Annotated in this window: 2 protein-coding genes; both read right to left on the bottom strand. The window is 50.1% G+C overall.

Annotated features, from left to right (window positions below):
• Positions 1-2 precede the first annotated feature (2 nt).
• Positions 3-16304, bottom strand: coding sequence for a non-ribosomal peptide synthetase (locus MY7_RS07505; protein WP_007611572.1), 16302 nt, complete (start codon positions 16302-16304; stop codon positions 3-5).
• Positions 16294-26829 carry a type I polyketide synthase gene (locus tag MY7_RS07500; protein WP_029325917.1) on the bottom strand — a complete coding sequence of 3512 codons (10536 nt, stop codon included), beginning with the start codon at positions 26827-26829 and terminating at the stop codon, positions 16294-16296. The genes MY7_RS07505 and MY7_RS07500 overlap by 11 nt, the downstream gene beginning before the upstream one ends.
• Positions 26830-26837: the final 8 nt, after the last annotated feature.

Genomic DNA, 26837 nt, shown 5'->3' with positions numbered 1-26837 from the left:
CCTTAACTCAATTGTTGTACATGTCTTGTTACTTTAGGCTGATAGCTTCGCAGTTTTTGCATCGCCGAGCCGTGATGTTCAGGGTATACTTCTATCATTTCTTCCGGTTTTTCCTCCGGCTCTTCCGCCTGTTTCATCATGACGAACTGATTCAACGGGCCGCCGAGCAATCGTTCAAGCGCCGCCATTGCTTCCGGCGCTTCAATTGATCCGACTCCCGCCTGTTTCATCCGTTCTTGATAGTCGGCAGATGATACGATTCCGACACTGCCCCAGTAGCTCCAATTCATCACTGCCACCGAATACGGCCGCGTTTTAGCCAAATGAGCGGCAAAGGCATCTTTGAAACTGCATCCGGCAGCATAATTACTTTGTCCGGCCGCTCGTGCAAATGATTGAACAGATGAGAAGAACAAAGCAAAGTCCAGCGGCTCATTTCGGAACACGCGGGCCATATTCACACTGACATTGACTTTTGCAGCGAGCACGCTTTTAAAACGGCTTGCCGGCATATTTGCCAGGCTCTGATCCTCTAAAACAATTGCGGAATGGATGATTCCGTTAATTTGCGGGTGCGTGCGTTTGATCGTTTCATACGCCCGTGTGAGCTCATTCGGATTTGCCGCGTCAGCTTCAATATAAATCGGCGCCGGGCCGAATTGGCTGAGTCTGTCGATTTTTTCCTGGATGGCGCTGTTATGTTTTCGTCTGCCGATCCAAATGACTCGCGCCTGATATGTTTTCACGGCATATTCGCTCCATGCCTCGCCGATGCCCCCCGCGCCGCCGATGACGACATAAACGCCGCCTTTTTGGTAAGCGGGCCGGCTTGACACCGGCTGCTGTACAGGAATAAGGCGCTGTTTGTACCAGTGATTGTTCCGGTACGCCCATGTATTGCCTTGCTCATCAAACGGCGCTGAGAACAGCTCCGCCTTTGAAACATCTTCCGGACATCCGGCATCAATCAGCCTTGTTTGCCAGTTCGGATACTCTTTTGCGAGCGAGCCGACCAAACCATGAATGCCTGCATGAGCCGGATCAATAATGTCCGCCGGCTGTACGGACTGTGTTTTTATTGTGACTGCAGTCAAGCTGATTCGCTTGCCTCCATATCCTAAAGCAAGCATTGCCTTAATCACTCTGTACATCTGGATGACGCCCGCATCTTGAGCTTTCACCATGTCATCAGCGCTGTGAAAAGGAGCGATCCATACGATATGCCCGAAAGACCCTGTTGCTTTCAGTTCAGCCGCAACAGCCTCTATTTCATCCTCCGGGTTGATATGAAGCCGTTTCGCAGAAGGATGATGTAATTGAAAAGCTGCGCTTTCCTCGTCCCCCGCGATAAAGACAACCTCTTCCGTCTTATATGCCGGGCTTTGATCACGGAATTCCGCGAGATCCCACACCGGAGCCAGAAGGTTTGCTCCATTCAATGATGTTTCCGGCGCGGGGCCTTCCATCATTCTGGAAGAAATCCCTTTAATTCTGACACAGACCCGGCCTGTCTCATCGCATAAGTCAATGTCCATACGCTGTATTTTTTCATCCGTTCCCCGGGAGCTGACATACGCCCACATGCTTGTCGTGCACGGGCTGAAAATGTCCAGTTCTTCAAGGGCGAACGGCAGTGACAGCTGGTTATCATCTGCGTGCAGCTTCAGTCCGATTGTCGCTTGCAAAGCTGAATCAAGCATACACGGGTGAAGAACGTATTGATCTGCCGTTTCTTCGAGGAAGGAAGGCAGCCGGAGCTCAGCTAATGCTTGATTGCTTCCGATATGAATCTGCTGAATTCCTTGTTGTCCGGGACCGTAGTCAATGCCGATTTTGCTGAATAAGCCGTAACACTGTTCAGAAGTCAGTATACTGAGGCCGCATTGAGCTTTCAGTGCGCCTATATCACGGTGCGGAGCCTCCCCGGCGCTGAGAATGCCGGCAGCCCCCTGACAGTGTATCTGCCTGCCGCTTGCTTCTGTTTGTGAGTCCGTGTAAATGTCATACACGATTTCACCGTCTTCCCTCGGAATCAGGCTGATCTGCGCTTCAATCGGGCGGTTTCCCGCTTCGATCGGCCGAACCCAAACGATGTTTTTCAGGCGGGTGACAGACGGAACTTCCTTTTGCCCTTTGACTGCCTGAGCAACCGCCGCCCTAGCCATTTCCAAGTAGGCAACGCCCGGCATAACCGGCTTGCCTTTAATAAGATGATCGGTGAAAATCGTCTCTTGTCCCGTAAATTCGGATCGGTACCGCTGCTCTGTTAAATCTGATACATTTTCGTGAAGCAGCGGGTGCAGTACCCGCGACGTCGGCACAGCTTGCGGTTTCTCTGCTTTCGGCCGGTTGTCCGTGATCCAGTACCGCTCTTTCGCAAACGGGTAAGCAGGAAGACTCATCCGTTGGGGCTTGATATCAGAATATAAGCCGTCCCATTTGATATCCGCGCCCTGCACCCATAATTCCGCAAGCTTGTCATTCTCTCGGCGGCTTATCAGCTCTTCGATATCCGCTTCGCCGTTTGCGCCTGCCAGAATGGATTTCAGGGAGGTTTTACCCGCTTTTCCTTTATAAATGCCCGCTATATCATAACGTCCTTTCGCACAGCTCTTTAGCTTGTCCCGAAGTTCTTCGGCCGAAGAAGCGATAATGGCCGCTCTTTCTTCCATCGCATCACGTCCCTGCTGAAGCGTGTAAGCAACATCGGCAAGATCCGCATCCGTAAAAGAAGCTTGCGCCAGCTGCTGCGCCTGTTCCTGCAGACGCTCTTCTTCTTTGGCCGACAGCACAAAGATTTGAGGGTGTGTGAAAACAGCTGTTTTTCTTTCTTCCTTCGGGATATATTCTTCAATGACGACATGGGCGTTTACGCCGCCGATGCCGAAAGAACTGATTCCCGCACGGCGCGGCAGATGATTGCCGTTTTCGTCTTTCAATCCCGTCCATTCTCTTTTTTCCTGTACGATGTAAAACGGACTGTCTTTCAGCTTGATATACGGGTTGATGACCTCGCTGTGGAGGCTTTTTGCAAGTGTTTTATGCTTCATCTGCATCAGCACTTTGATCACACCCGCGACACCGGCTGCCAGTGACAGGTGGCCGATATTGGTTTTAGCCGATCCCAGACCGCAGTGACTCGCGTAAACGGCGGAATCGCCTGTTTTTTCGTACAGCTTTTGAAAGGCGGACTTCAGGCCGTTGATTTCGACCGGATCGCCAAGCTCCGTTCCGGTTCCGTGCGCTTCTATATAAGTGACGGTTCTCGGATCAATGCCTGCTTTGTCATAAGCCGTTCTGACGACTTCCGCCTGGGCTTTCGGGTTCGGTGTCGTCAAGGAGTTCGCGCGTCCGCCGTGGTTGACCGCGCTGCCTTTAATGACGCCGTAAATATGATCGCCCGCTTTTTCCGCTTCTGACAGCTTTTTCAAAAACAGAATTCCGGCACCTTCACTGACGGCAAATCCGTCCGCCCTGTCGGAGAATGTTTTACATTTCCCTTCTTTGCTCAGCGCCCCCGCTTTGTCATAAGCGATGTGGCCTTGCGGTGTGACGACGGTATTCACGCCGCCGGCGATCGCCATATCGCAGTTCCCGTTTTCAATGGCGCATACGGCGTGATGAATCGCGACCAGCGAGCTTGAACAAGCCGTGTCGATCGGTTCACTCGGTCCGTGCAGATTAAGCATATAGCTGACGCGGTTCGGCCCCGCTGACGGACTCATATTTGCGGCTGACGCACCGCCGATATCCAGGTCGGAAAACAGTGAGCCGTATCCGGTATTCCCCGTGCCGATATACAGGCCTGTTTTCGTGCCGGAAAGGCTTTTAGCGGAATATCCCGCATCTTCTATCGCTTTCCACGCATACATCATTAACAAGCGCTGCTGGGGATCCATCTGTTCGGCTTCCAGCGGTGAAATTCCGAAGAACAGCGGATCAAAATCCGCAACTCCGTCAATAAACCCGCCCCACTTTACATTTGTTTTATTGGCTTCATTAAGCGGGTCACCGTAATACTCCCGCCAGTCCCAGCGATCCGCCGGCACCTCTGTTATACAGTCTTTTCCTTCTTCTAAGTTGCGCCAATACTCATCAATATTTGCGGCCTTCGGAAACACCCCGCTCATGCCGACAATGGCGATCGGTTCCGGTTTATGTTCAGCTGCAGTCTGAACAGGCTGTACGGCAGTTTTTACAAATCGTTTGTTCCCTGCCAGTCTGATGCCGCCATCATCTGTCACACCGCTTTGTTTTTCTTCTTTCGGCTGTGTGCTGCCGGTAAATTGTGTTTGATAGTCTTCTGCTAAATGATGCGCCAAGGCTTGAATCGTCGCATATTCAAAAAATACGGTCGGTGTCAGATCAAGCTGATAAGTGTCATTCAGCTTGTTGGCGAATTCCGTCAGCGTAATGGAATCAAATCCGTATTGATTGAACTCCAATTCGATATCGATTTCTTCAATGTTGATTTTCAGAAGCCCGGAAACCTCTTTTGCCAGCAATTCCTGAAGTTTTGCCGTCAGGTCTTTCGGCGCAGGCGTTTCATCCGTTTTCTTAACCGGTGCAAAAGCGGCTGCAGGAGTCTTTTGAAGCAGCTTTTCCCGCATTACGGTGCCGTTTCCTTCCATGACGAGCACGCTTGTTTTCCCCGTGCTCCATGCTTTGTAAAGAGCTTCTATTCCGGTTTCAGTGCGCATCGGCGTTACGCCGGTTCTTTTTTCGGTGAGCTTCGCCATTTCTTCATCGACTTGCATTCCGCCGTCTTTCCAAAGCGGCCAATTGATTGACAATGTGTGACCGTGGCGGTACATTGCGGTAACCAGCGCGTTGCGGTATGCCGCATAGCTGTCCATAAATGCGTTTGCCGCCGCATAATCCGCCTGTCCCGCATTCCCGGTGACGCCGGAAATGGATGAGAAAACGATGAAAAAGTCCAGCGCTAAATGCTCGGTTGCTTCATCAAGGTTGACAAATCCGTCCGTTTTAGGGGCCAGTACACTGTAAAACTCTTCCGTTGTTTTCTTTGCAATATACTGATCTTTCATCACACCCGCGCTATGAATGATGCCGTGAAGGCCGCCATATTCCGTCTCAATTGTTTTGACCAGGTCTGCCGCAGTTTGAGCGTTTGTTACGTCAGCCTGTTTGTATTCCGCTTTTGCTCCGAGTGATTCAAGCGATTGCAGCTGCATCCGCTGATTCTCGCTTAAAGCGGAACGGCCTGTCAAAACCAGTGTCGGCTCTTTGACTTTGCAGGCGATTTCTCTCGCGAAAATAAAGCCTAAGCCCCCGGCTCCTCCGGTAATGAGATAAATGCCTCCGTCGTTCCACGGAATGCGTATTTTGCCGCCGGACACGGCCGTTTCTTTGACATCTGCGCTATATCGGATGCCGTTTTCATATTTGATATGGCTGTCATCAGCCCGTGTTTTATTTTCTCTGATGATGTCTGTGATTCTGCCGTTTTCCGCCGGTTCTATTTCAATCAGCTGGGTTTTCAGTTTTTTATGTTCCAGGCCGGCTGTTTTTAACAGAGCTGAAATGCCTGAGAGCAGCTGATGCTTATCTGTTTTAGAGAGAACCGTCTGGATAAGGACGTCTCCTTCCGTCTCTTCCTTCAGCAGTTTTTGCAGCGTCTCCAATATCCGTCCTGTATAATCACGGAAGCGCGCCGCCGCTTTCCCGTGCGAGGAGGTCATTTCAATACATTCAGCTCCCGCGGCTTCAACGGCTTGTTTTAATCCGGCGTCTGTGTCACAAAGTATTACGATATGCCGGGCAAAAACCGGTTCCGTTTGAGCAGCAGTTTCATCACTTCGGGTCCATACCGGCTCAAGCATGAGCGTTTCCGGAGCTTTTCCTTTTTTCTCAGGTTCTTTTTCAGCCGTTCTGAATGACAAACCTTTCAGCCTTACGCACACCTTGCCGTTTTCATCACAAATATCAAGATCGCGTTTTTCAATCTGGCCGGCTTTGTGGTCTTCAGAAAGTCTGGCGTAAACCCACATCTCGGCAGCGCATGCGCTGAATACTTCAAGCTCCTGAACCGCAAACGGAAGCATCAGTTTTTCATCATTTGTTCCGGTTAATATGCTTGATGCCTGCAATGCAGAGTCCATTAAGCCCGGATGCATGACATACTCCTGTACCGTGTCCGCACAAGCCGCATCAAGTGACAGTCTGCCCAATACGAAATCATCACCTGTATAAATCGCTTTGACACCCCGGAAAGCCGGGCCGTAATCAAAACCGATTTTGCGGTACATATCGTATACTTCATCTGCAGAAAACGGTGTCTCGGCGGATTGTGATCTCAGCTTTTGGAGATCAATGACCGGTGCCTTTGCGTCAGGGCGGACTGATACTGCCCCTTGGCTGTAAACGGACGGCTGATCTGTTTCCTGACCGCTGTAAATGTCGAATTGAACGTCATTTGCCGTTTCAGGAATGAGACGGATGTTGACATGAACCGGCTCGTCTTCAATGGTGATCGGCCGCACCCAAACCGTATTCTTAAGCTTGACGCTTCCTTGTCCGGGCGGAACTTCAGATGCCTGTTCCATTGCTGCGCGCGCCATTTCAAGATGTGCCACCCCCGGTAAAATCGGCACGCCTTTTACAACATGGTCCGCAAGGTAAAATTCTTCTCCTGTATAGATTGAGCTGAACCGCTGTTCTGCAAGGTTTGAAGTATTTCTGTGCAGAAGCGGATGAAGCGCGTCTTGTTTTCCGGCAGACACAGTGCTTGTTTTTTCGTGTTTTCCGGTGCTTTTTGCCGCCCAATAGCGGTCTTTTGCAAAAGGATACGACGGCAGGCTCAAGCGTTTAGGCGGCCGGTCTCCATACAGCTTCGCCCAATCGACGTTCAGCCCTTTGACCCATAATTCAAGCAGCTTCGCGTATTTGCCGCGTGCCATCCATTTTTCAACGGCTTCTTGAATTTCTTCATCTTCCGTCAGCATTTGCAGCGTGCCTTTGTCTATTCTTCCTCTGTACAAATCCGCGTGCTTATCTCCAGTGATAAACTGTGACAGTTTTTCCTGCAGTTCTTCTGCGGATTCGGCAATAACCGCCAGGCGTTCTTCCATGGCGTCCCTTCCGATTTGGAGGGTATAAGCCATAGAAACGAGGCTGGATTGATCGTACCGTTTTTCAGTAAGCGCACGTTTCAGCTGTTTTGCCTGTTCTTTCAGGCGTTTTTCATTTTTGGCGGACAGAACGAAAAGACATGGGTCGATATGAGAATCATCTGCTTCCTCTCTGTCTTCTGGAATGTATTCTTCGATGACGACGTGGGCATTTACGCCTCCGATGCCGAATGAGCTGATGCCCGCGCGGCGCGGCTGTTCGTTTCCGCGTACGTCCGTCTGCGTCTTCCATTCCATCGTCTCCCGCACCAGATAAAACGGGCTGTTTTCAAGCTGAATGTACGGATTTACCGTCTCACAGTGGAGACTTTTTACTAATGTCCGATGCTTCATCTGCAGCAAAATTTTAATAATGCCCGCTGCTCCCGCGGCAAGGGATAAATGGCCGATATTCGTTTTAACCGACCCTAAACCGCAATAGCCGGCCGCTTTCTCTTTTCCGTCTGCAAACGAGCTGAACGCTTGTTTCAGGCCGTTAATTTCAACAGGATCTCCCAGTTCTGTTCCGGTGCCGTGCGCTTCGATATAAGAGACTGTTTTCGGATCAATGCCCGCTTTTTTGTATGCGGCTTTAATGACTTCCGCCTGTTGTTTCGGGTTAGGCGTTGTTAAAGATGCCGCGCGGCCGCCGTGATTCACCGCGCTTCCTTTAATAACGCCGTAAATATGGTCCCCATCCGCCTCAGCGGCTTTCAGCTTTTTGAGGAAAAAGAGCCCTGCCCCTTCACCATGGGCAAAACCGTCAGCCTGATCAGAGAACGTTTTGCATCTTCCTTCTTTACTCAGCGCGCCCGCTTTGTCAAAACTGATATACACATCCGGAAGAACAATCGTATTGATTCCTCCCGCCAAAGCCATGTCGCACGTCCCTTCTTCAATTGAAGAAACGGCATGGTGTATGGCAACGAGCGAGCTTGAGCAGGCGGTATCAATCGGCTCGCTCGGCCCGTGCAGATTGAGCGTATAGCTGACACGGTTCGGTCCGACAGACGGACTTGTATTCGCCGCGGATGACCCTTCAATCTCCGCATCGGCATTGGCTAAAAGAGAACCGTAGCCGGTATTTCCGGTCCCAATAAACACACCTGTTTTTGTGCCTGAGAGACTCTTTGACGCATATCCGGCATCTTCTATCGCTTTCCACGCGTGCGTCAGCAAGAGGCGCTGCTGAGGGTCCATTTGCTGCGCTTCCCGGGGTGAAATCCCGAAAAATAACGGATCAAATTCAGCAATTCCGTCAATAAACCCGCCTTGGTTGACGTTTGTTTTATTGGCTTCTTTTGCGGGATCCCCGTAATAGTCCCGCCAGTCCCAGCGGTCTTTCGGAATCTCGGTCATGCAGTCTTTGCCTTCTTTCAGGTTCTGCCAGAAAGCTTCAATGTCTTCTGCCATCGGGAAAATCCCGCTGATGCCTACGATTGCGATCGGTTCGGGCCCTTGGTCCCGCTGCACTGTCTGCGGAAGTGTCTCAGGCAGAGTGCGGCGTCGCTTAACGGCCGGGCGCGTGATTTGAGTCTCTTTTACCGGTCTTGCCGATTGAACCGTTTTTGTATTTACCGCAAACCGTCCGGCAAATTCCTCTTCGTATTCACTGATTAAATGAACGGCAAATTCATGGATTGTCGGATGATCAAAGAAAATCGTCGGCGTTAACGTAAGCCGGTACGTTTTGTTTAACTGGTTCGTAAACTCAGTCATCGAGATAGAATCCAGCCCGTATTTTGTCATTTCTTCATGAGGATCAATTTTGTCAATGTTTACTTTTAACAGTGAGGCCGTCTGCTGTTTTAACAAATGCTTCACTTTTTCAAGCAGGCTGTCAGCATCAATGTCATGACGTACGCCGGTCTCTGCTTCCGGATGATCATTCTCTTTGCGGAACAGTTTTGCTTTCATGTGTTTCACATCTCCTTCAAGAACCGTCATCCGGGCTGTCCCGCTCATCAAGCCTTGATATAAAGCCTTGATGCCGGCATCTGTGCCGAGCGGTGCGATTCCCGCCTCCTGCATCAGCATATCTTCCGTCTGCTTTCCTGCCTGCATTCCGCCTTCTTTCCATAACGGCCAGCTGACAGAAAGCGTCTTTCCGTATCTTTGTCCTGCGGCTTGTAAAGAACGGCGGTACTCGGCATACATCTCCATAAAGACATTTGCAGACGCATAATCAGCCTGGCCGACGCTTCCAAGCACACCTGATAAGGATGAAAAGACAATAAAGACATCTAATTTCTCATGTTGTGACGCTTCATCAAGATACACAAGGCCCTTCACTTTCGGAGCGAGAACGTGTTGGTATTCCTCTGCCGTCTTCTTCACCATGTAGTTGTCTTTTATGATGCCGGCACTGTGAACAATCCCGTCCAGCTTGCCGTGCCGTTTGCGTATATTGCGGATCAATCGGTATACTTCTGCTTCGTCCGTGACATCGGTCTGCTCGTAGAAAACAGAAGCGCCGGCAGCACGTACTGTTTCCAGCATGTCTTTATGCTTTTCTCTGAGAGCGGACCGGCCGGTTAGTATGATGACGGCGTCTTTTGTACGGTTTGCGATCTCTTTTGCAAAGATCAGACCTAAACCTCCGGCACCTCCTGTAATGAGATAAACGCCTTCGTCTTTCCACGGAATGTCCGGCTCCGCTTGAGAAATATCCATTTCTCCCCAATCAGCGGCAAAGCGCTTGCCGTTTTCATATTTCACATGGACGCTTTCGGCATGCATACGGTTTTCGGACGCTTTTTCCGCTATGCCTTCAGCACTTTCTTTCTCTTCGGCTTCGATCATTTGACAGATCAGCTTGGAATGTTCAAGGCATGCGGTTTTGAAGAGGCCGGTAATGCCTGAGAACACCTGCTGTAAGCCTGCTGACCGCGTAACAGCCTGAAATAGAACGCGGTCCTTCGGCTTGCTTTTCATTATGGTTTTGATATGGTCAAACAGCTGGCCCGCATAAGAATGATACCGCTCTGCAATAGATGCGGGACGATCGTCCAAGATAATGACGCTTGCATGTTCAAGCTTTGCTTCGACAGCTTGTTTTACGGCTTCATCGTACTCACAAAGGAAAATGATATGCTCTTCATACGTTGGCTCGTGATCGGCCGGTTCCTGCTGCTCTTTCCAGACCGGTTCAGCGAGCAATGTGTCCGTACGGCTGCCGGAAACGCCGGCACCCGCGTTTTCTTCCATGATCCGCGTTGAGAAACCTCTCATCCGCACACAAAGCCCGCCGTTATTGTCATATAGATCAATATCGGCTTTTTGGATAGGATCGCCGGCTTTATTGTTCGCACTGAATGTGACGTGCACCCACATATCATCAGCGCACGGATTCAGAACGTCCAGCTCCTCTAAAGCAAACGGCAATGCGGCTTTGAATGGTTCCCCGCTTTCTGCAAGCAGCGCTCTCGTCACGTTTTGCAAATATTCGGCGGCCTGAAGCGCACCGTCCATCATACTCGGATGAAGGATATAATCAGCTTTTGTATGAGAGACGGATTCAGGAAGCTTCAATTTAGCAAGCAGACGGTCTTCGCCTTTGTATACAAGCTGCACCCCTTTGTATCCGGGCCCGTAATCAGCACCGATCATTCCTTTGTAAAACGCTTGAGATTCGATTGTTCCCTGTGTGCACCGGCGCTTCAGCTGCTCAATATCCGCCGCTTCCTCCGGTTCCTTCCGGATGATTTCAGCGATGCCCTGATTATAAAGAGGAGCTTCTTCACCGATAGAATCGTTACCCCCGTACATTCTGTATTGAATCTGTCCGTCCTCTTCTTCATAAAGTCCGATATGGACACGGACAGCCTCCTGATCGGCTATCACCGGGCGGACCCATACAATATTCTTTAAGCGCAAGCCCAGAGAATCCTCTGTTGCCCCGCCGATGCTTTTCTCCGCCGCGGCCCGTGCCATCTCAAGGGTAACGGCAGCCGGCACGATCGCCATTCCTTTAATGATATGCTCGGCAATAAAATACTCTTTTCCCGTGAATTCCGAACTGAACCGCTGCTCTTGCAAGACGGATGTATTCTGATGTACCAGCGGATGCAAAAGCTTGGTATCCGTTTGCTTCACCGTTTCTTCCGGCCAGAAGCGCTCCTCTGCGAACGGGTAGGTCGGCGCACTGATTCTTTGCGGCGCGGAATCCTGATACAATAAGCCCCAATCGACACGCGCTCCTTCAACCCAGAGTGCCGCCAGTGCTTTCAGCTTTTCATCCCGTGTCTGACATGCCGCAAGCTCTTCCATCTCCTGAGCTGACACTTCTCTGCTTCTCACTTTTTCGCCCCGTAAGATGTTTTCTTCATTGCCATTGATGAAATCCTGCAGCTGACGCTTCAAATCGTGACGATCATGACTGATAAAAACGGCTCTCTCTTCCATCGCTTCACGTCCGGTCTGATACGTAAATGCCAGATCATGCAAGGAAACATCGTTTTCGGCTTCATCCAGAAAGCTGGATAAACAGGATGCATAGGCAGTAAGACACTGCTTATTTCTCGCTGACAGCGGAACGATATAAGGCGGCTGTCCGTCCTTTGATCCGCTGATCGTTTTGTTTTCATACTGTTCAAAAATGGCGTGTGCGTTTGTTCCTCCGAGTCCGAATGAGCTTAACGCTGCGCGGTGCGGCGTCTCTCTCTCCGGAAGCGGTTTTCTCTTATCCGCCACATAAAACGGCGAACCGCTGAATTTGATATTCGGATTCGGTGACGTGTAATTAATGGTAGGCGCCAGCTCCCGATGATATAAACTCATGGCGACTTTGATGCACCCGGCCAGACCTGCTGCTGTATCCAAATGTCCGATATTCGTTTTTACGGAGCCGATCCCGCAATACTGCTCCCGGTCTGTGTAACGTTTATACACTTGCTGCAGCGCGGACATTTCAATCGGATCACCCAATGTCGTTCCTGTGCCGTGCGCTTCGATATAGGAAATCGTCTCCGGGTGAATATTCGTGCTGTCTAAAACATGCTGGATGACGTCAGTCTGACCTTTTACACTCGGTGCGTAAAAACCGACTTTATCCGCTCCGTCATTGTTCAGACCGATGCCTCTGAGCATGGCGTATATGTGATCTCCGTCCTGAACGGCTTGTGACGCCTTTTTCAGCAGAATGACGGCCGCTCCTTCTCCGCCCGCCATACCGTCGGCTGAAGCGTCAAATGCCTTGACATGCCCGTCGCTTGAAAAATTCAATCCGTTTTGGTGCACATAGCCGATGCCGGTCGCTGCATGCAGAGTTGCTCCGCCGACGAGCGCGTATTCCGATTCTCCGCTCGTTATGCTTTTGTAGGCTGAATAAAGACCGACTAATGATGATGAGCAATTGGAATGAACGAAATAGCTTGGCCCTTTTAATCCGAGCTTATGGGAAACCATCGTCGGAATCGTGCCGCTCTGCGCTAACACCCATGACACATAGCCGTCGGGAGATTCATGGCCTTCTGTCGTTTTTTCCGGCAAAAGCGACCGATACGAATTATTGCTTGCCGACATATATACGCTTGTCTTCGGAATCTCTTTCGATACATATCCCGCGTCCTCGACGGCTTTCCAAGAATGAAGCAGCAGAAGCCGAAGCTGAGGATCCATAAATTCTGCGTCTTTCGGAGAAATGTGAAAGAACTCAGGGTCAAAGAGATCTTTTCCTTCTATCGTCGATAATGCCGGCACATAGTCGGGATTTTCGATCAAATCTTCAGGCACGCCGGCTTCCCGAAGTTCTTCTTCTGAATAGAACCGGACGCTTTCCTTTCCTTCTCTTAACTGCTTCCAAAACTCATGATGATTTTTCGCGCCGGGGAACTGGCAGGAAATCCCCACTATCGCCACACTGTCTTCAAAGTAAGACGGCATCCCGTTTTGCGGTGTATGTTCTTTTTCTCTTTCATCTTGGCCGGACACCTCTGATTCAGCCGCCTGTTTTGTTTCAACAATAAATCGGCTGATCGCCTGAATGGTAGAGTGTTCGAATAAATCCGTGACGGTAAAATCGCAATCCAGCTCCTGTTTAATGCGTTCTGCCGCCGCAACAGCCAGAAGCGAGTCGCCTCCCACATCGAAAAAGCCGTCTTCGATTTTGATGCCCGCCGTATTCAGCAGGTCTTCCCATATTGCGGTCACTTTCGCTTCCGCTTCTGATAACGGCAGTCTGCCCGTCTTTTCAGACCGGTGAACGATTACCTTGCGCTGTTTTAGGTCTTTGCGGTTCACTTTTCCGCTCGGTGTTAACGGCAGCGCATCCAGACGGATAAAATGGGCAGGCGCCATATAATCCGGCAGGCTTGATAAAAGATGGTTGCGGAGCGCTTTTTCGTCTGCCGTATGACCGGAGCGGGCCGTATAATAAGCAATCAGCTTTTTATGTCCGTTCTTTTCCTGAACCACAACCGCCTGGTCAAGGATATCCGGATGTTCGCTCAATTTCGTTTCAATTGCTCCCAATTCGATGCGGAAGCCGCGAATTTTCACCTGACTGTCAATACGGCCGGCATATTCTATATTTCCGTCAGGCAGCCATCTGGCCAAATCACCTGTCTTATAAAGTTTTTCTCCTTCACTAAACGGATTATCAATAAATGATGCCGCCGTCAGCTCAGGCTGATTGTAATAGCCTCTGGCCAGACCGGCGCCGGCCACGCAAAGCTCCCCGGCCACACCGTCAGGGACGGGGCTGAGCTTTTCATCGACGATATAAAGCCGCGTATTGTGAATCGGTTTCCCGATCGGCGTATTCCTGCTTGTGATTTCCTTTTGGCCGCAGCTGTAGTAAGCGGCATAAATGGATGTTTCCGTCGGGCCGTATATATTTTCAATTCTGGCATGTTTGAAGATGGAAACTGACTTTTTGACTAAATCTTTCGGAAACGCCTCACCGGCCACCATCACATACTTCACAGGGCCGTCTTCTGTAAATGCCGTATGCCGCTTTACCGTTTCAAGAAATACATTAAACACGGCGGGCGCAAAATTCAGATGCGTGACCTGGTGGGTTTGGATATATTCCATGCAAAGCTGCGGATTTTTTTCTGCACCAGGCGGCAAAATGACTAGCCGTCCGTTTCCGATAAACCAGCCGAATAATTCAGAAATCGAAACGTCAAATACGTAATTCGTTTTTAACAGATAGGCATCCTCTTGAGCGACCGGATACTCAGCTTCCAAAAACTGCAGCGTATTCATGATGGCCCTGTGCTCAACCATGACGCCTTTCGGTTTTCCCGTGCTTCCGGACGTATATAGAATATAAGCGAGATGATGCGGTTTTGAACGCGGCGTCAGTTTTGCCCCGCTGACAGAACGTCCGCTGTTTTCAATTTCCACCGTGCTCACACCGCCGATGGCCAACTGTTCAATCATGCCGCGCGTCTTTTCCTGCGTTAATACGATTGTCACGCCGCTGTCAGTCAACACGTGGGCCATCCGTTCATTTGGAAAAGCCGGGTCCAGCGGCACATACGCGCCTCCCGCTTTTAAAATGGCGAGGATGCCGATGACCATCTCAAAAGAACGCTCCGTACAAATGCCGACCGGGCATTCCGGTGTGACGCCCTTTTCTTGCAGGTACACAGCGAGCGCCGTGCTTCGTTCATCTAATTCGCGATATGTAAGACTGTTTTCACCGAATGTGACGGCTTCTCTGTCAGGGTGGCGTCCGGCTTTTTCCGCAAACACTTCATGAATGCAGCGCTCATTCGGCTGATGGGATGAACGGCTTTCATCCCGTTTTTGATTGAGCAGGCCGGAACAGGCTTCAAAAGCGATCTCCGGATCAGAAAGCACCTTCTCCGCCAGTTTCATATAATGCTCCGCCAGCCGTTCGATGAAAGAAGGGCTGTAGACATCCGGGTTGTACAGAAATTGCAGGACGGTTCCCGTTTCCTTTTTATAGACTTCAAGCGCAAGCTCAAATTCGCCTTCCTGATGAATGTCTTCTATCATTTCAATGCCGAGTGATTGATATAGTTCCGCCAGCTTTTCCGCTCCTTCCGTCCGGAAGAAGTTTTGATAGAAAAACGCGGTTTGAAAAACAGGCGACACCGCAGGCGAGCGTTCCGTCTTCAATTCTTTGACAAGCGCGGGAAACGGATATGCGGCATGGTCCAGCCCTTCTGCCAGTGTCAGCTGCAGCTCCTTCAAAAACGACGTAAAAGATTTGGCGCCCGTCTCCCTGCTTCTGACCGCGATCATATTAATAAAGTATCCGATGACAGACTCAAATTGAGCCTCAGAACGCCCCATCGTCGGCATGCCGACGATGACATCTTCCTGATTCGTATATTGATAGAGCAGTCCTTTGAAAATAGCGAGATACACAACGGATTCATTGACATTATGTTTTTGGGCGCAAACTTTAATCTGCCGGTTCAGTTCATCAGGAAGCAAGCGCTGATACGCCTGCCCTTTGCAAGTTTGAACCGATGATCTCGGATAATCCGACGGAAGCTCAAGCACCGGCAGCGGTCCTTCCAGCTGCTTTTTCCAATAAGAGAGATGCGTTTTTCCCGCTTCGCTTTCAAGCAGCTCTTTTTCCCATTTCACAAAGTCATGATAATCTGCGGCCTGCTGAAGCATGACAGGTTCTTTGCCTTCACTTGCTTTTACATAAGCGTCCAGCAGCGCCGACATAAACGTCATAAGAGAGACGCCGTCAAAAATGATATGGTGAATGGTGATTAACACAATCGGCTCCCGCTTCGCCTGTCGGAATACTTGAACACGCAGGAGCGGCCCGGTTTCAAGCGAGAACGGTTCTTTTGCTTTTTCTTTAATAAACGTGAGCGCATCACGCCCGCTTAAGTCAGAAAGATCCATTTCTTCAATCGGAAAATGCCGATCCGTATCTTCTATCTGATACGGAAGGCCGTTTTCCTCTTTTATCACACTGGTCAAAATAGGGTGCTGGCGCTGCACGGACAAAAGGGCGTTTTTGAATGTCTCGATATCCAGCTTTTGAAAACGAAAGCATAACGGAATGTTATATGCGCTCATCTCCGGAAACATTTTCTGAAGCATCCACAAACCTTTCTGGCCTTCTGAAAGCGGACGTTTTGCAGTTGTCCGCTTAGAAGCCTGAAGCTTTTGTTCTACTTCAGCGATGGTGAGCGTTCCTGATCTGTAGGCATCGAGAAGTTCTTTATGATTCATAGGTCTTACTCCCTTCTATGATGTCTTGCACTCTTTTAAAATCTAATGTCCCCTCAGAGACCTGTTTCATCATGGCGATAATCTCCTGATCCGTATACTCCTTGCTTTCCGGAGCGGCGGCTTCTGTTTCGGTTTCTTCCGTTCGGTAAAACGTTTCGATCGTTTCTTTATGTTCTGTCAGGTAATAGCTCATGACGTCTCCGAGCGTGGCATAGCTGTAAAATAACGCCGGAGTGACTTCAATGCCGTAATGACTCGTCAAAAGAGCGGCAAATTTGGCTAAATAGATGGAATCAAATCCGAATTCCGCCCAGTTTTTATGCAGGACGAGTTTATCTTTGGATATTTTCAGCAGACTGTGTATCTGCTCTTTCAAATCCGCTTCGAGCCGTTTTTCCGTGCTTTCTTCCGGGATGCGGCGGCTCACGGTTTCCAAAAGCGCATCCGGTTTTGATGAATCGTCCCGCCGTATGCCTAAAAATCGTTCGGCACGGCTTCTTTTGCCGGCAATGACAAGGCACTGGGTGTTGTCTTGAGAAATGATGCGCTCAAACAGCTCAATGCCTTCATCTGTTTCTAACAGGCGCTGGCCGCTTGATTTCAGGTACATGCCCGTCGTCTCTTCACCGCCGACGGCCATTCCGCCGTTTTTCCAGACCGGCCAGTTTATGACAAAAGCGTTTCCGCTTTCTGATTGTTCGTTTTTATAGTGGGCATACGCCATTTGGAACCTGTTCGCGACCGCGTAATCACAGCAGCCGAAATCCCCTAAAACAGCCGATGTGGATGAAAAGTAGCAGATGAAATCCGGCGTTTCGTTTTTCAGCCACTCGTCAAGAAGCAGGCTTCCGTTTATTTTCGGTTCAAGCGTACTGCGGAAATTCCCGATTTCATTTTCAAAGACGGATGTTCTGCTTTCGATGCCCGCCGCATGAATGACGCCGTGAATGGCTCCGAATCGTTCTTTCGCGCGCTTGATGCAGTCGCCCATTCCGATCGGATCACAAACATCGGCTTCAGCGTAAAGAACACCCGCGCCGAGATTTTCCAGGTCTTTCATTTTTTCTTTCTTTTCTTCATTGATCGGCGACCGCCCCGTGAGAATGACATTTGCCTGGTAGTTCCGGGCGAGATGGCGGGCAAATAAGTAGCCGAGCCCTCCTAATCCGCCTGTAATGAGATATGTTCCGCCGGTTCTGATCCTGCTGTTTTCTTTCGTTAGTCCGGTTGGTTCGGTGTGATAGACATATCGTTTTCCCTCTTCCAAGAAAACGGTATGGTCTGTTTCAGCTTTCAGCTCGTCCCAAATGGTTCTCATCCAGTCCGTTATGGCCGCACCGGCTTTTCTGAAGTGGCCGGTAACACTTGTTTTCGGGAGAACAATGCCGAGCGAACGCTCAAAGCCGATCCATGATTCCAAGTAGCACTTTTCCAGACCGGATGCATATTCCCCCGCCAATAACAGCCTTTCCGGCTGCAGACCGGTCTCAGCCATTGCTTTGAGAATATGGACGATACATGAATAATCTTCGATACAGCTTTTATCTTCAAGCGCCCATAAATACAAAATGGCAGAAGCTTCACCGTACTCTTTTTGAATATCCGCAAAAGCGTTCACATATGATTGCGGATCTTCCCGCACCACTTGGCAGCGGCCGGTGGACAGAGCCTCATACCGGTCTCCCTGAGCGATAAAAATAACGTCAATGTCATTGTCGTACGATTTGATCACAGAGATGGCTTCCTGCTGCTTCTTCTGATCAGATAAGAAAGAAATCACCGTTTTGACTTGCTTTTCTCCGGCTGCCGGCAGAGCCTGTTCTTTAAGAACTTCTCTAAAAGCCATTACTTCAAATTGTTCCGCCGGATCACTTTCATCAGCCGGCGCGTTAACGGGCGCGGCCTTGCTTTGTACAGGCTGCTGATGCCAGAAGCGTTCTTTCGCAAACGGATAAGCAGGCAGGCTGATGCGGGCCGGAGGACGGTCTCCGTATAATTTCGCCCAATCGATGTCCAATCCTTTTACCCAAAGCTCAAGCAGCTTAGAATATTTCCGTTTGCTGATCCAAGCGTCTATGATTGTTTCCATATCATCATCCGCCGAAAATACGGCAAGCATCCGTTTGTTTTCTTCCGTGCCGTCACGGTGCAGTCCGGCGCTGTTTTGTCCGGCGATAAATCCATTCAGTTTTTCCTCAAGTTCATGAAGTGAATGGACGATAAAACCGAGACGCTCTTCCATCGGCACCCGGCCAGTCTGAAGAGTAAAGGCTATGCTCATAAGGTCGCGGCCGCTGTATCTTTTTTCACGGATGGCGTCTCTGAGCTGTTTTGCTTTTTCGGTGAGCCGTTCGCTGTTTTTCGCAGACAGGACGATGATGGCGGGCTGATCTGCCGGCGTCTCATCAGGCTCTTTATCTGCCGTATATTCTTCTATGACGAGGTGGGCGTTTGCTCCTCCCGCGCCGAAGCTGCTTAACCCCGCCCTTCTCGGAAGCTCTCTGCCGCCGATGACGGGACGTTTCCACTCACCGAGCTCCTGCTGAACGGCAAACGGCGTATACGCGAAATCAATATTCGGATTCAGCTGTTCCGCGTGCAGGGACGGCGCAATTTGGCGGTCTTTGAGCTGGAATAGTATTTTTGTCAGACCCGCAATGCCCGCGGCGCTTTCACAATGGCCGATATTTGATTTTGCGGAGCCGATGGCGCAAAACTGTTTGTCTGTTGTATCCTCTTCAAATGCTTTCGTTAATCCGGCGATTTCAATCGGATCTCCTAATGCGGTGCCCGTACCGTGGGCTTCAATATAACTGACGGTGCGCGCCGGGACGTTTGCTCTTTGGAAAGCTTCTTTTATTAAGGCGGCCTGCGCATTCGGATTCGGAACGGTGTATCCGTTCGTTTTGCCTCCGCTGTTAATGGTGCTTCCTTTAATTACACCGTAAATGTGATCGTTATCGGCAATCGCTCGGTCTAACGGCTTTAATACGACCGCTCCTACCCCTTCTCCGTCGACAAAACCATCCGCGCGGTCTCCGAACGATTTGCACGTGTCGCCTGCGGAAAGCATGTTCATGACTGACAGATTCATATAATGGATCGGCTCGGTCACTATGTTTACGCCACCGGCAATCGCGCATTCGCTTGAACCGCTGTATATGCTCTCAAGCGCCAGATGAATGGCCGTCAAAGAAGAGGAGCAGGCTGTATCAACGGCAATGCTCGGCCCTTGGAAATCAAAAAGGTAAGATACCCTGTTGGCAATGGACCAATAGCCGTAGCCTGTCGGGTAGTTTTTGTTCATCGCGCCGGCAAAAACACCGATTTTTCTGCTTTGGCACAGGTTGTCAGGCGTATAGCCGGCATCCTCGATACTCGCATACGCCGTTTCTAAAAATAATCGCTCCTGCGGGTCCATTCGCTCTGCTTCCAAAGGAGAAATCTGAAAGAACAGCGGATCAAACTTGTCCATATCCTCAATGAAGCCGCCCCATTTCGTATAAATAGAGCCTTCTTTACCTTTCTCTTCATCGTAGTAATCCTGCCAGTTCCAGCGTTCCCGCGGGATTTCTTCTATGCAGTTTTTTCCTTTTTTAATGTTAGCCCAAAGCTCAGCCGCTGTTTTTGCCTGCGGGTAGCGTCCTGAAACACCGATGATGGCCACGTCGCGAACCGAACTTTGCCGGACGGTCTCTTTGGCTGCCCGTTTTTCCCTCCGCCGCCAGTCAGTGCGAAGCGGCTTAGCCGGCTGTACAGCCTGCGGTTCTGGTGATGCCTTCCGTTCTTCCTGAACAGGCGTTTGTCCCGTCAGTTTGATCATCGCGTCTTTTTTCGTTTTGATTAAGTGAGCGACGAGCGCCTCAATCGTCTGATATTCAAAAAATAAAGTGCTGCTGACTTGGTCCAATACATTTCGTAACGCGTTTGTCAGCTGTACGACGACGATAGAATCAATTCCGTATTTTTCAAGCGGCGCTTTCGGATCAATTTGAGCCGGCGGAATTTTTAATGTTTCTCCGATTAACGTTTTCAAGTACTCGGTGCTTTTTTCTGTTAAAGACGTGTCGCCTTTTTGCACCGTTGTTTGCGCCTGAAGTTCCGGCGCATGTACTGCTTTTGGCTGAGCGGTCCGTTTTCCGGTCTTTGTTTGAAGCGTTTTTTGGCGAACAATGCCGTTGCTTTTTGCCGCTATAATCTGATGGCTTAATTCATGTGCCGCTTCTGCCGGGAAGAAGACAGAATGCCAGCCTTCACTTTCTAACACGCGCTTCCAGCTTTCCGGATACAAGCCCGGGCACCCCGGAATACGAAGGGCGGAATCTTCATGCAACCACCAGCCTTCAAGCAGTCCGAAAGTAATATGCGGGAACAGGCTGTTTCCCGCCATTTCATTTAAGAGCAGCAAACCGTTGTCTTTTAAAACGGCTTTTGCGTTTCTCAGCGTCTGGCGGATGTCTTTCGTCGCGTGGAGCACATTGGCCGCAACGACGATGTCGTATGCGCCCGGCTCTATGTCCTGGCCGGCAAGCGGCGCTTCTGCATTAAAAAGCTTATACGTCAGATAAGGGTTCCGTTTGCCGTATTCCGTCTCCGCATGCACGAGAAAAGCTTTCGATACATCGGTGTAACAGTATTCTTTTATATGGTTTTGATACGGCCTGAGCTTTTCAAATATGCCTGCGCTTGTGCCGCCTGTGCCCGCTCCGATTTCCAGTATGCGGATCTCGGCTTTTGAATGTTTGCTGATGTTTTCTTTCACATATGCCGTTAATGTATCTGACAGGGCGCTGTTAAAGTAATCCGCGACTTGGTTGCGCTTATAAATTCCTTCAACAAGTTCCATTGAAGAATGCGGGAACATGATATCTGTCGCCGGCACGTCTTCGCGCAGAATGCCCGGCAGTGCTTTAAGCATCGTCTCGGCTAAAACAGTCATCGCTTTTGTATCGGCGTTATTGAGCCATTCCGCCTTTTCCCGCTCCCATTTTTGCCACAGCGCGGCGGTTGTGTTTTCGGCGCGTGCCGACAGTGTAAATGAATCCGCATTCCCTTCCAGATAGCCATGTTCCAGAAGGAAGGCGATCGTTTGCTTGAGCCATTTTTTAAAGTATTCATGCACGGGCTCATACACTTTTAGGCTTTGCGGCGTCAGCAAGTCCGCTTCTTTAAGCTGGGCGATCAAAAGCTGATACAGAAAATCATCGAGCTCCTGATGCTCAGCCTCTCTTACAAGACGTGCGCCGGGCGGAGCGACCTTCGGCTGTTGTGAAAAGACAATCGGCTGAGGCGGATAAACAGAAATCTTTTCTCTTTCACTCATCCCTTCGACTGCGACCGGTTTGGTCGTATGAATGAAGGCTGCTTGATTAACCGGCAGCGTCATAAGGGTTTCAAGCGTCTCCATCGCAGCGTCCGGTTCGATCAATCCCAATCCGATCTGATCCATCAGCTGAATAAAATCGCCGTCTTCAGCCGCTTCGCTGTTGCCCCAATAGCCCCAATTCATCACTTTGACCGGACAATTCCATGTCTGATCAAGTTCTTTCGCAAATGCGTCACTGAAAGCGCATCCTGCGGCATAATGGCTTTGTTTCACGTTATGAATAAATGCCACAAGCGAGGAGAAGAAGAGCGCAAAGTCAAGCGGCTCCCGTCCAAATACCTCCGCCATGGACACACTTACATCGGCTTTTGCCCGCAGCACCGATTTGAACTCTTCTGTCTTCATATTATTTAAGCTTTGCTCAGACAGATCCATTGCCGAGTGGATGATTCCGTTCATTTTTGTGTGGCGCTCTTTTATGAACTGATAAGCCCTCTCTAAGGAAGCACTGTCAGCGGCATCGGCGGAAACATATTCAGGCGCCGGGCCGAATGCGCTGAGCCGGTCGAGTTTCGCCTGTATGGAACCATTCAGTGTGCTTCTTCCGATCCAAATGATGCGTGCTTTGTAGCGGCGGATCATGTATTCACTCCATGCCTCGCCAAGATATCCGGCGCCTCCGATCACGGCATAAACCCCGCCTGTTTGGTACAGCGTGCCGTTTTTCGGCATATTGTCAAGCGGTATCAGCTGCCGCTCAAACAGCTGCTGATTGCGGTACGCCCAAATTTGACCGTTTTTTCCGGCAGAAAGACGAAGCGCCTCTTCGATCGGCCAGCTGCCGTCCGTTTCTGTGTCAATCATGCGGATATTCCAATGCGGATATTCTTTCGCCATTGTTCCGGCAAGTCCGCTGACTGCGGCCTGTGACGGGTCGGCGCTGTCTTGATCGGAAAACGGCTGGGCATTTGCCGTGACGATGAACCAGTCCAAATGTTTTTCTCCGTATCCTAAGGCAAGTAAAGCTTTCATCAGCTTAAACACATGAAGGACGTTCCTTTCCTGTTCCTTGAGGCTGTCCGCACTCTCAGCCTGCGGAGCAAGCCAAATGATTTGCTCCAGTTCTTTTTGTCCTTCAAGCATGTGCGTAAGAGATGTGATATCATCCGTACCTCTGATCGGATAATAGGAAGCGTTCGGCAGATGTTCTTTTATGCGCGTATGTCTCGAATCCGTTCCGCCGAATACTGCCGTCTGCTTATCCACCGCTGCTTCCCCGGCTTTTTCAAGCGCAACAGGCTCCCAAGCCGGAATCAGCATCGTATGGCCGACAGGCGCCTCCGAGGTTTCTTCGCCCGCTGTTTGGCTTGTGTCAAGCGCACGGACGGACGCCCCTTTCATCCGTACATAAACCGTACCGGCATCATCGCACATATCAATGTCAAATTTTCTTACGTTGTCATCTGCTTTGCTGCCTTCTGTGTACCGGATATATGACCAGATATGTTCAGGGCACGGTCCGAACACTTCCACTTCCTGCATCGCAAACGGCAAAGAAAGCCCGTGGCTGTCTGCATCGTCATGTATCGACCGGACAAGCAGACCGACGGATGCGTGAAAAGCGGCGTCCATCATACTCGGGTGAAGCGTATACTGTTCTTTTTTGTCATGTATGGCAGCTGGGAGTGAAATACGTGCCAATAATCGGTCTTCTCCGATCAGCAATTGCTGTACGCCCCTGTATGCCTCTCCGTAATCCAGACCGATCTTTTCAAAAGCTCCGTAACATTCTTCTGCAGTCACGGTTCCTAAATTGCAGGAAGCTTTGACAGACTCGATATCTATCTGCGCGCTGCCCGGTTCGGTAATGACCGCTTCACCCTGGCTGTGAATAACTGGATCTTCGCCGTTTTCTGCCTCACTGTATATTTCATAGGTAATCTCACCATCATCTTCCGGATAAAGGGCAATATGTATTTCCTTCGGTTTGTCTTCAATCATGACCGGCCGGACCCAAACGACCTGTCTGAGTGTGACGCTATGGTCTTTTTCCGTCACGGCAGCGGCCTTTTTGACCGCCTCTGCGGCCATTTCCAAATAGGCGACGCCCGGCAGAATTTTTTGTCCGTTGACGACATGGTCAGATAGGAAAAATTCATCTCCCGTAAAAAGAGACGTGAAGCGCTGCTGTGAAAAATCTGACGTATTTTCTTGTAAAAGCGGGTGCAGCACTGTGCCTGAAAGGCTTTTCTCCTGTTTTTTCTGCTGCGGAATCCAATAGCGTTCTTTTGCAAATGGATACGTCGGAACGCTAGTTTTACGCGGTTTATCCGAACCGTACAGCTTATTCCAATCTATTATTTTCCCTTCTGCCCATAACGCCGCAAGCCGTATCGGATCATCCGTCTCAGGAGCGGCTTCGCTCAGTTCCGGCAGCTCGGCTTGTCCGCGCCAAAAACCGGGGATGTTTTCGTTCCCTTTTACGAAATCATTCAGCTTTTCTTTCAAGTCGCGGGTGTCATTTACAAGGAAGACAGCTCTCTCCTCCATTGCTTCACGTCCCGTCTGAAGAGTATAAGCCAGTTCAGACAGCACCGTCTTTTCTGAAAGCGACCGGGCTAATTTTTCCGCATAGGCCAGAAGCCTGTCTTTATTTCTTGCTGACAGCGGGATGAGTTTTGCTGCATCGCTCTCAGGCGCAGCCGCTTTTTGTTCAGGCTGAATGTATTCTTCTAAAATGATATGGGCGTTCGAACCTGATGCACCGAAGGAACTGAGTCCGGCCCGGCGCGGATAATGTGTGACTTTTCCGTTTTCTTCAGCTTCCGGCTGCTTCCACGGAGCAGTCTGCTGCTGTACGTAAAAAGGAGATCCCTCAAATTTCAGGTAAGGATTTAATTCCGCAGAATGCAGTGATTTGACAAGCGTTTTGTGATGAAGCTGCAGCGCTGCTTTTGTTAACCCGCTGATCCCCGCCGCTGATTCTGCGTGGCCGATATTTGATTTGACTGAACCGATGGAACAAAATTGCTGATCCTGCGTCCCTTGGCTGAACGCTTTTGACAGACCTTCAATTTCAATCGGGTCTCCTAACGAAGTACCCGTGCCATGGGCTTCCACATAGCTGACGGTCCGCGGGCTGATACCTGCTTTTTTCAGACAGGCCTTAATGACTTCTGCCTGTGCAGCAGGACTCGGGACGGTAATTCCGCTTACTTTCCCGACGTGGTTAACGGCGCTTCCTTTAATGACCGCGTAAATGCGGTCGCCGTCTTGTTCGGCTTTTTCCAGCGGCTTGAGCAAGACCGCACCGACTCCTTCTCCGGAAACGTAGCCGTCCCCGCCCTCGCCGAATGTACGGCAGCGGCCGTCACTTGAGTGCATGCCCACGCTCCCGTAGCTGAGATATTTCGCCGGGTGCAGCGACAAGTTCACCCCTCCCGCAAGCGCGGCTTCACATTCGCCGCGGCGGATGCTTTCAATGGCCAGATGAACGGCGGTCAATGATGAGGAACAAACGGTATCCACTGCGATGCTCGGCCCGTGGAAGTCACAATAATAGGACACTCTGTTGGCGATCTGCGCATAATTCAGTGAAACCGGAAAAGGATCAGTTTCAGATAATTGTTCTGCGCCGATTAAGGAATAATCTTTATGCATCACCCCTGCAAATACGCCGATCGGATGCTGTTTCTTCCCTTTATTCCCCAGCGTTTCAGGTGTATACCCCGCATCTTCAATCGTTTCCCAGCATGTTTCTAAAAACAGGCGCTCCTGCGGGTCCATCATTTCCGCCTCACGCGGTGAGATTCTGAAAAACTGCGGATCGAAACAGTCGGCATCGTCAATGAAACCGCCCCATTTTGATACTGTTTTTCCAGACGGGGACGTTACGTTTTGATATGTTTTCCAATCCCATCGGGACTTCGGAACTTCAGTGATGCAATCCGCGCCTGCCTTCAGGTTTTCCCAAAACTCCGCCACACTTTTCGCTTTCGGATAGCGGCCGGCCATTCCGATAATCGCGATGTCTCCGGTGTTTTTATGATGTTCTGGCGCGTCCGGTGCTTCAGCTTCAGGCTGTGTCGGTTCGGCTGTACGTTCCTCACATTCAAATGAAACGGTCTTTTTCAGATAGGCTGCCAGTTCTTTTATATTTGTATATTCAAAGAGAAGAGTGGGCGCGAGGTCCGCACCCGTCTTTTTACTGATATCCTGTACAATCTCAAGCAAAGAAGATGAATCCAGCCCAAGCTCGTAGTAGCCGGCTAGAACGTCCAGCGTCACCCAGGGCTGACCAAGCTTATCAGCCAAAAGCTTCTTTAAAAACAGAATGATGTCTTTTTCATCTGCGCTTTCCGGCTCAGCTGCAGCCTGTTGATTCTGTTCGGCTGTATTCGCGTCTTCTTCGAGCCGAACCGCTTTTCCCGTAATGTTTTTAAGCTCCGCCACCTTTTGTCCGGATCGGCTGAAGTACTCGATTGTCATCGTTGTGAGTTCTTTTTCCTGACGGACGCCGGAAGCGGCGATACGCGCCGTGCACTCTGATTGCAGCCTGTCGGCGGCCGTGAACGATTCATAATATAAAGGCAGATGAAGCCGGTTTGTTTCAGAAAGCAAACCGCTCGCCCCGATTCCGCTCGCATCCAAAAGGGCCGGATGGAATAAAAAGAAATCCTTTCCTTCTTCGCAAGAAAGCTCAGCCAGCATGCCGCCTTCTGTTTCGTACAATCGTCCGTTCGATTTCATCATCCCGGAATGAACCAAGTCATGATCCAGGCAGCGGTTATACATGTCATCAAGATTCAGAGATCTGCCTGACTGCTTCACATCGTCGAAATCAATGGTTTCGTCAAATGTCACAGCGTCTCTTTTCACCATTTCAGCCGTCGCATATTGTATATTGTCTGACAGCTTGTCACCTTGCTGTTTCTGCCCCGAAAGGGAGATGAGCCACTTTCCATCTCCGTTTTCAGAACATTGAATGGTCAGAATGATTGCAGCCGTTTCACTGACGGTTAAAGGCTGATAAATCGTAACGTGCTTCAATTCAAGCTCATTGTATACATAACCGTGTTCCTGAAAAACCTGATAAATCAAATCGATATAAGCAAGACCGGGCAATACCGCTTCACCAAAGACCATATGGCCCTTCATGATGGGATGATCCAGTGAGATATTGATTTTTTCCGATATCATTCCTTCCC

Origin of the sequence: Bacillus sp. 5B6 (assembly GCF_000259405.1) — a bacterium.
Lineage (GTDB): Bacteria > Bacillota > Bacilli > Bacillales > Bacillaceae > Bacillus > Bacillus velezensis.
The sequence above is the reverse complement of the archived record's forward strand: the minus strand, read 5'-3'. Positions and strand labels throughout refer to the sequence as shown.

Coding starts and splice junctions, on each gene's coding strand:
- MY7_RS07505 (WP_007611572.1), bottom strand. CDS start 16,304: ATGAATCATAAAGAACTTCTCGATGCCTACAGATCAGGAACGCTCACC.
- MY7_RS07500 (WP_029325917.1), bottom strand. CDS start 26,829: ATGATATCGGAAAAAATCAATATCTCACTGGATCATCCCATCATGAAG.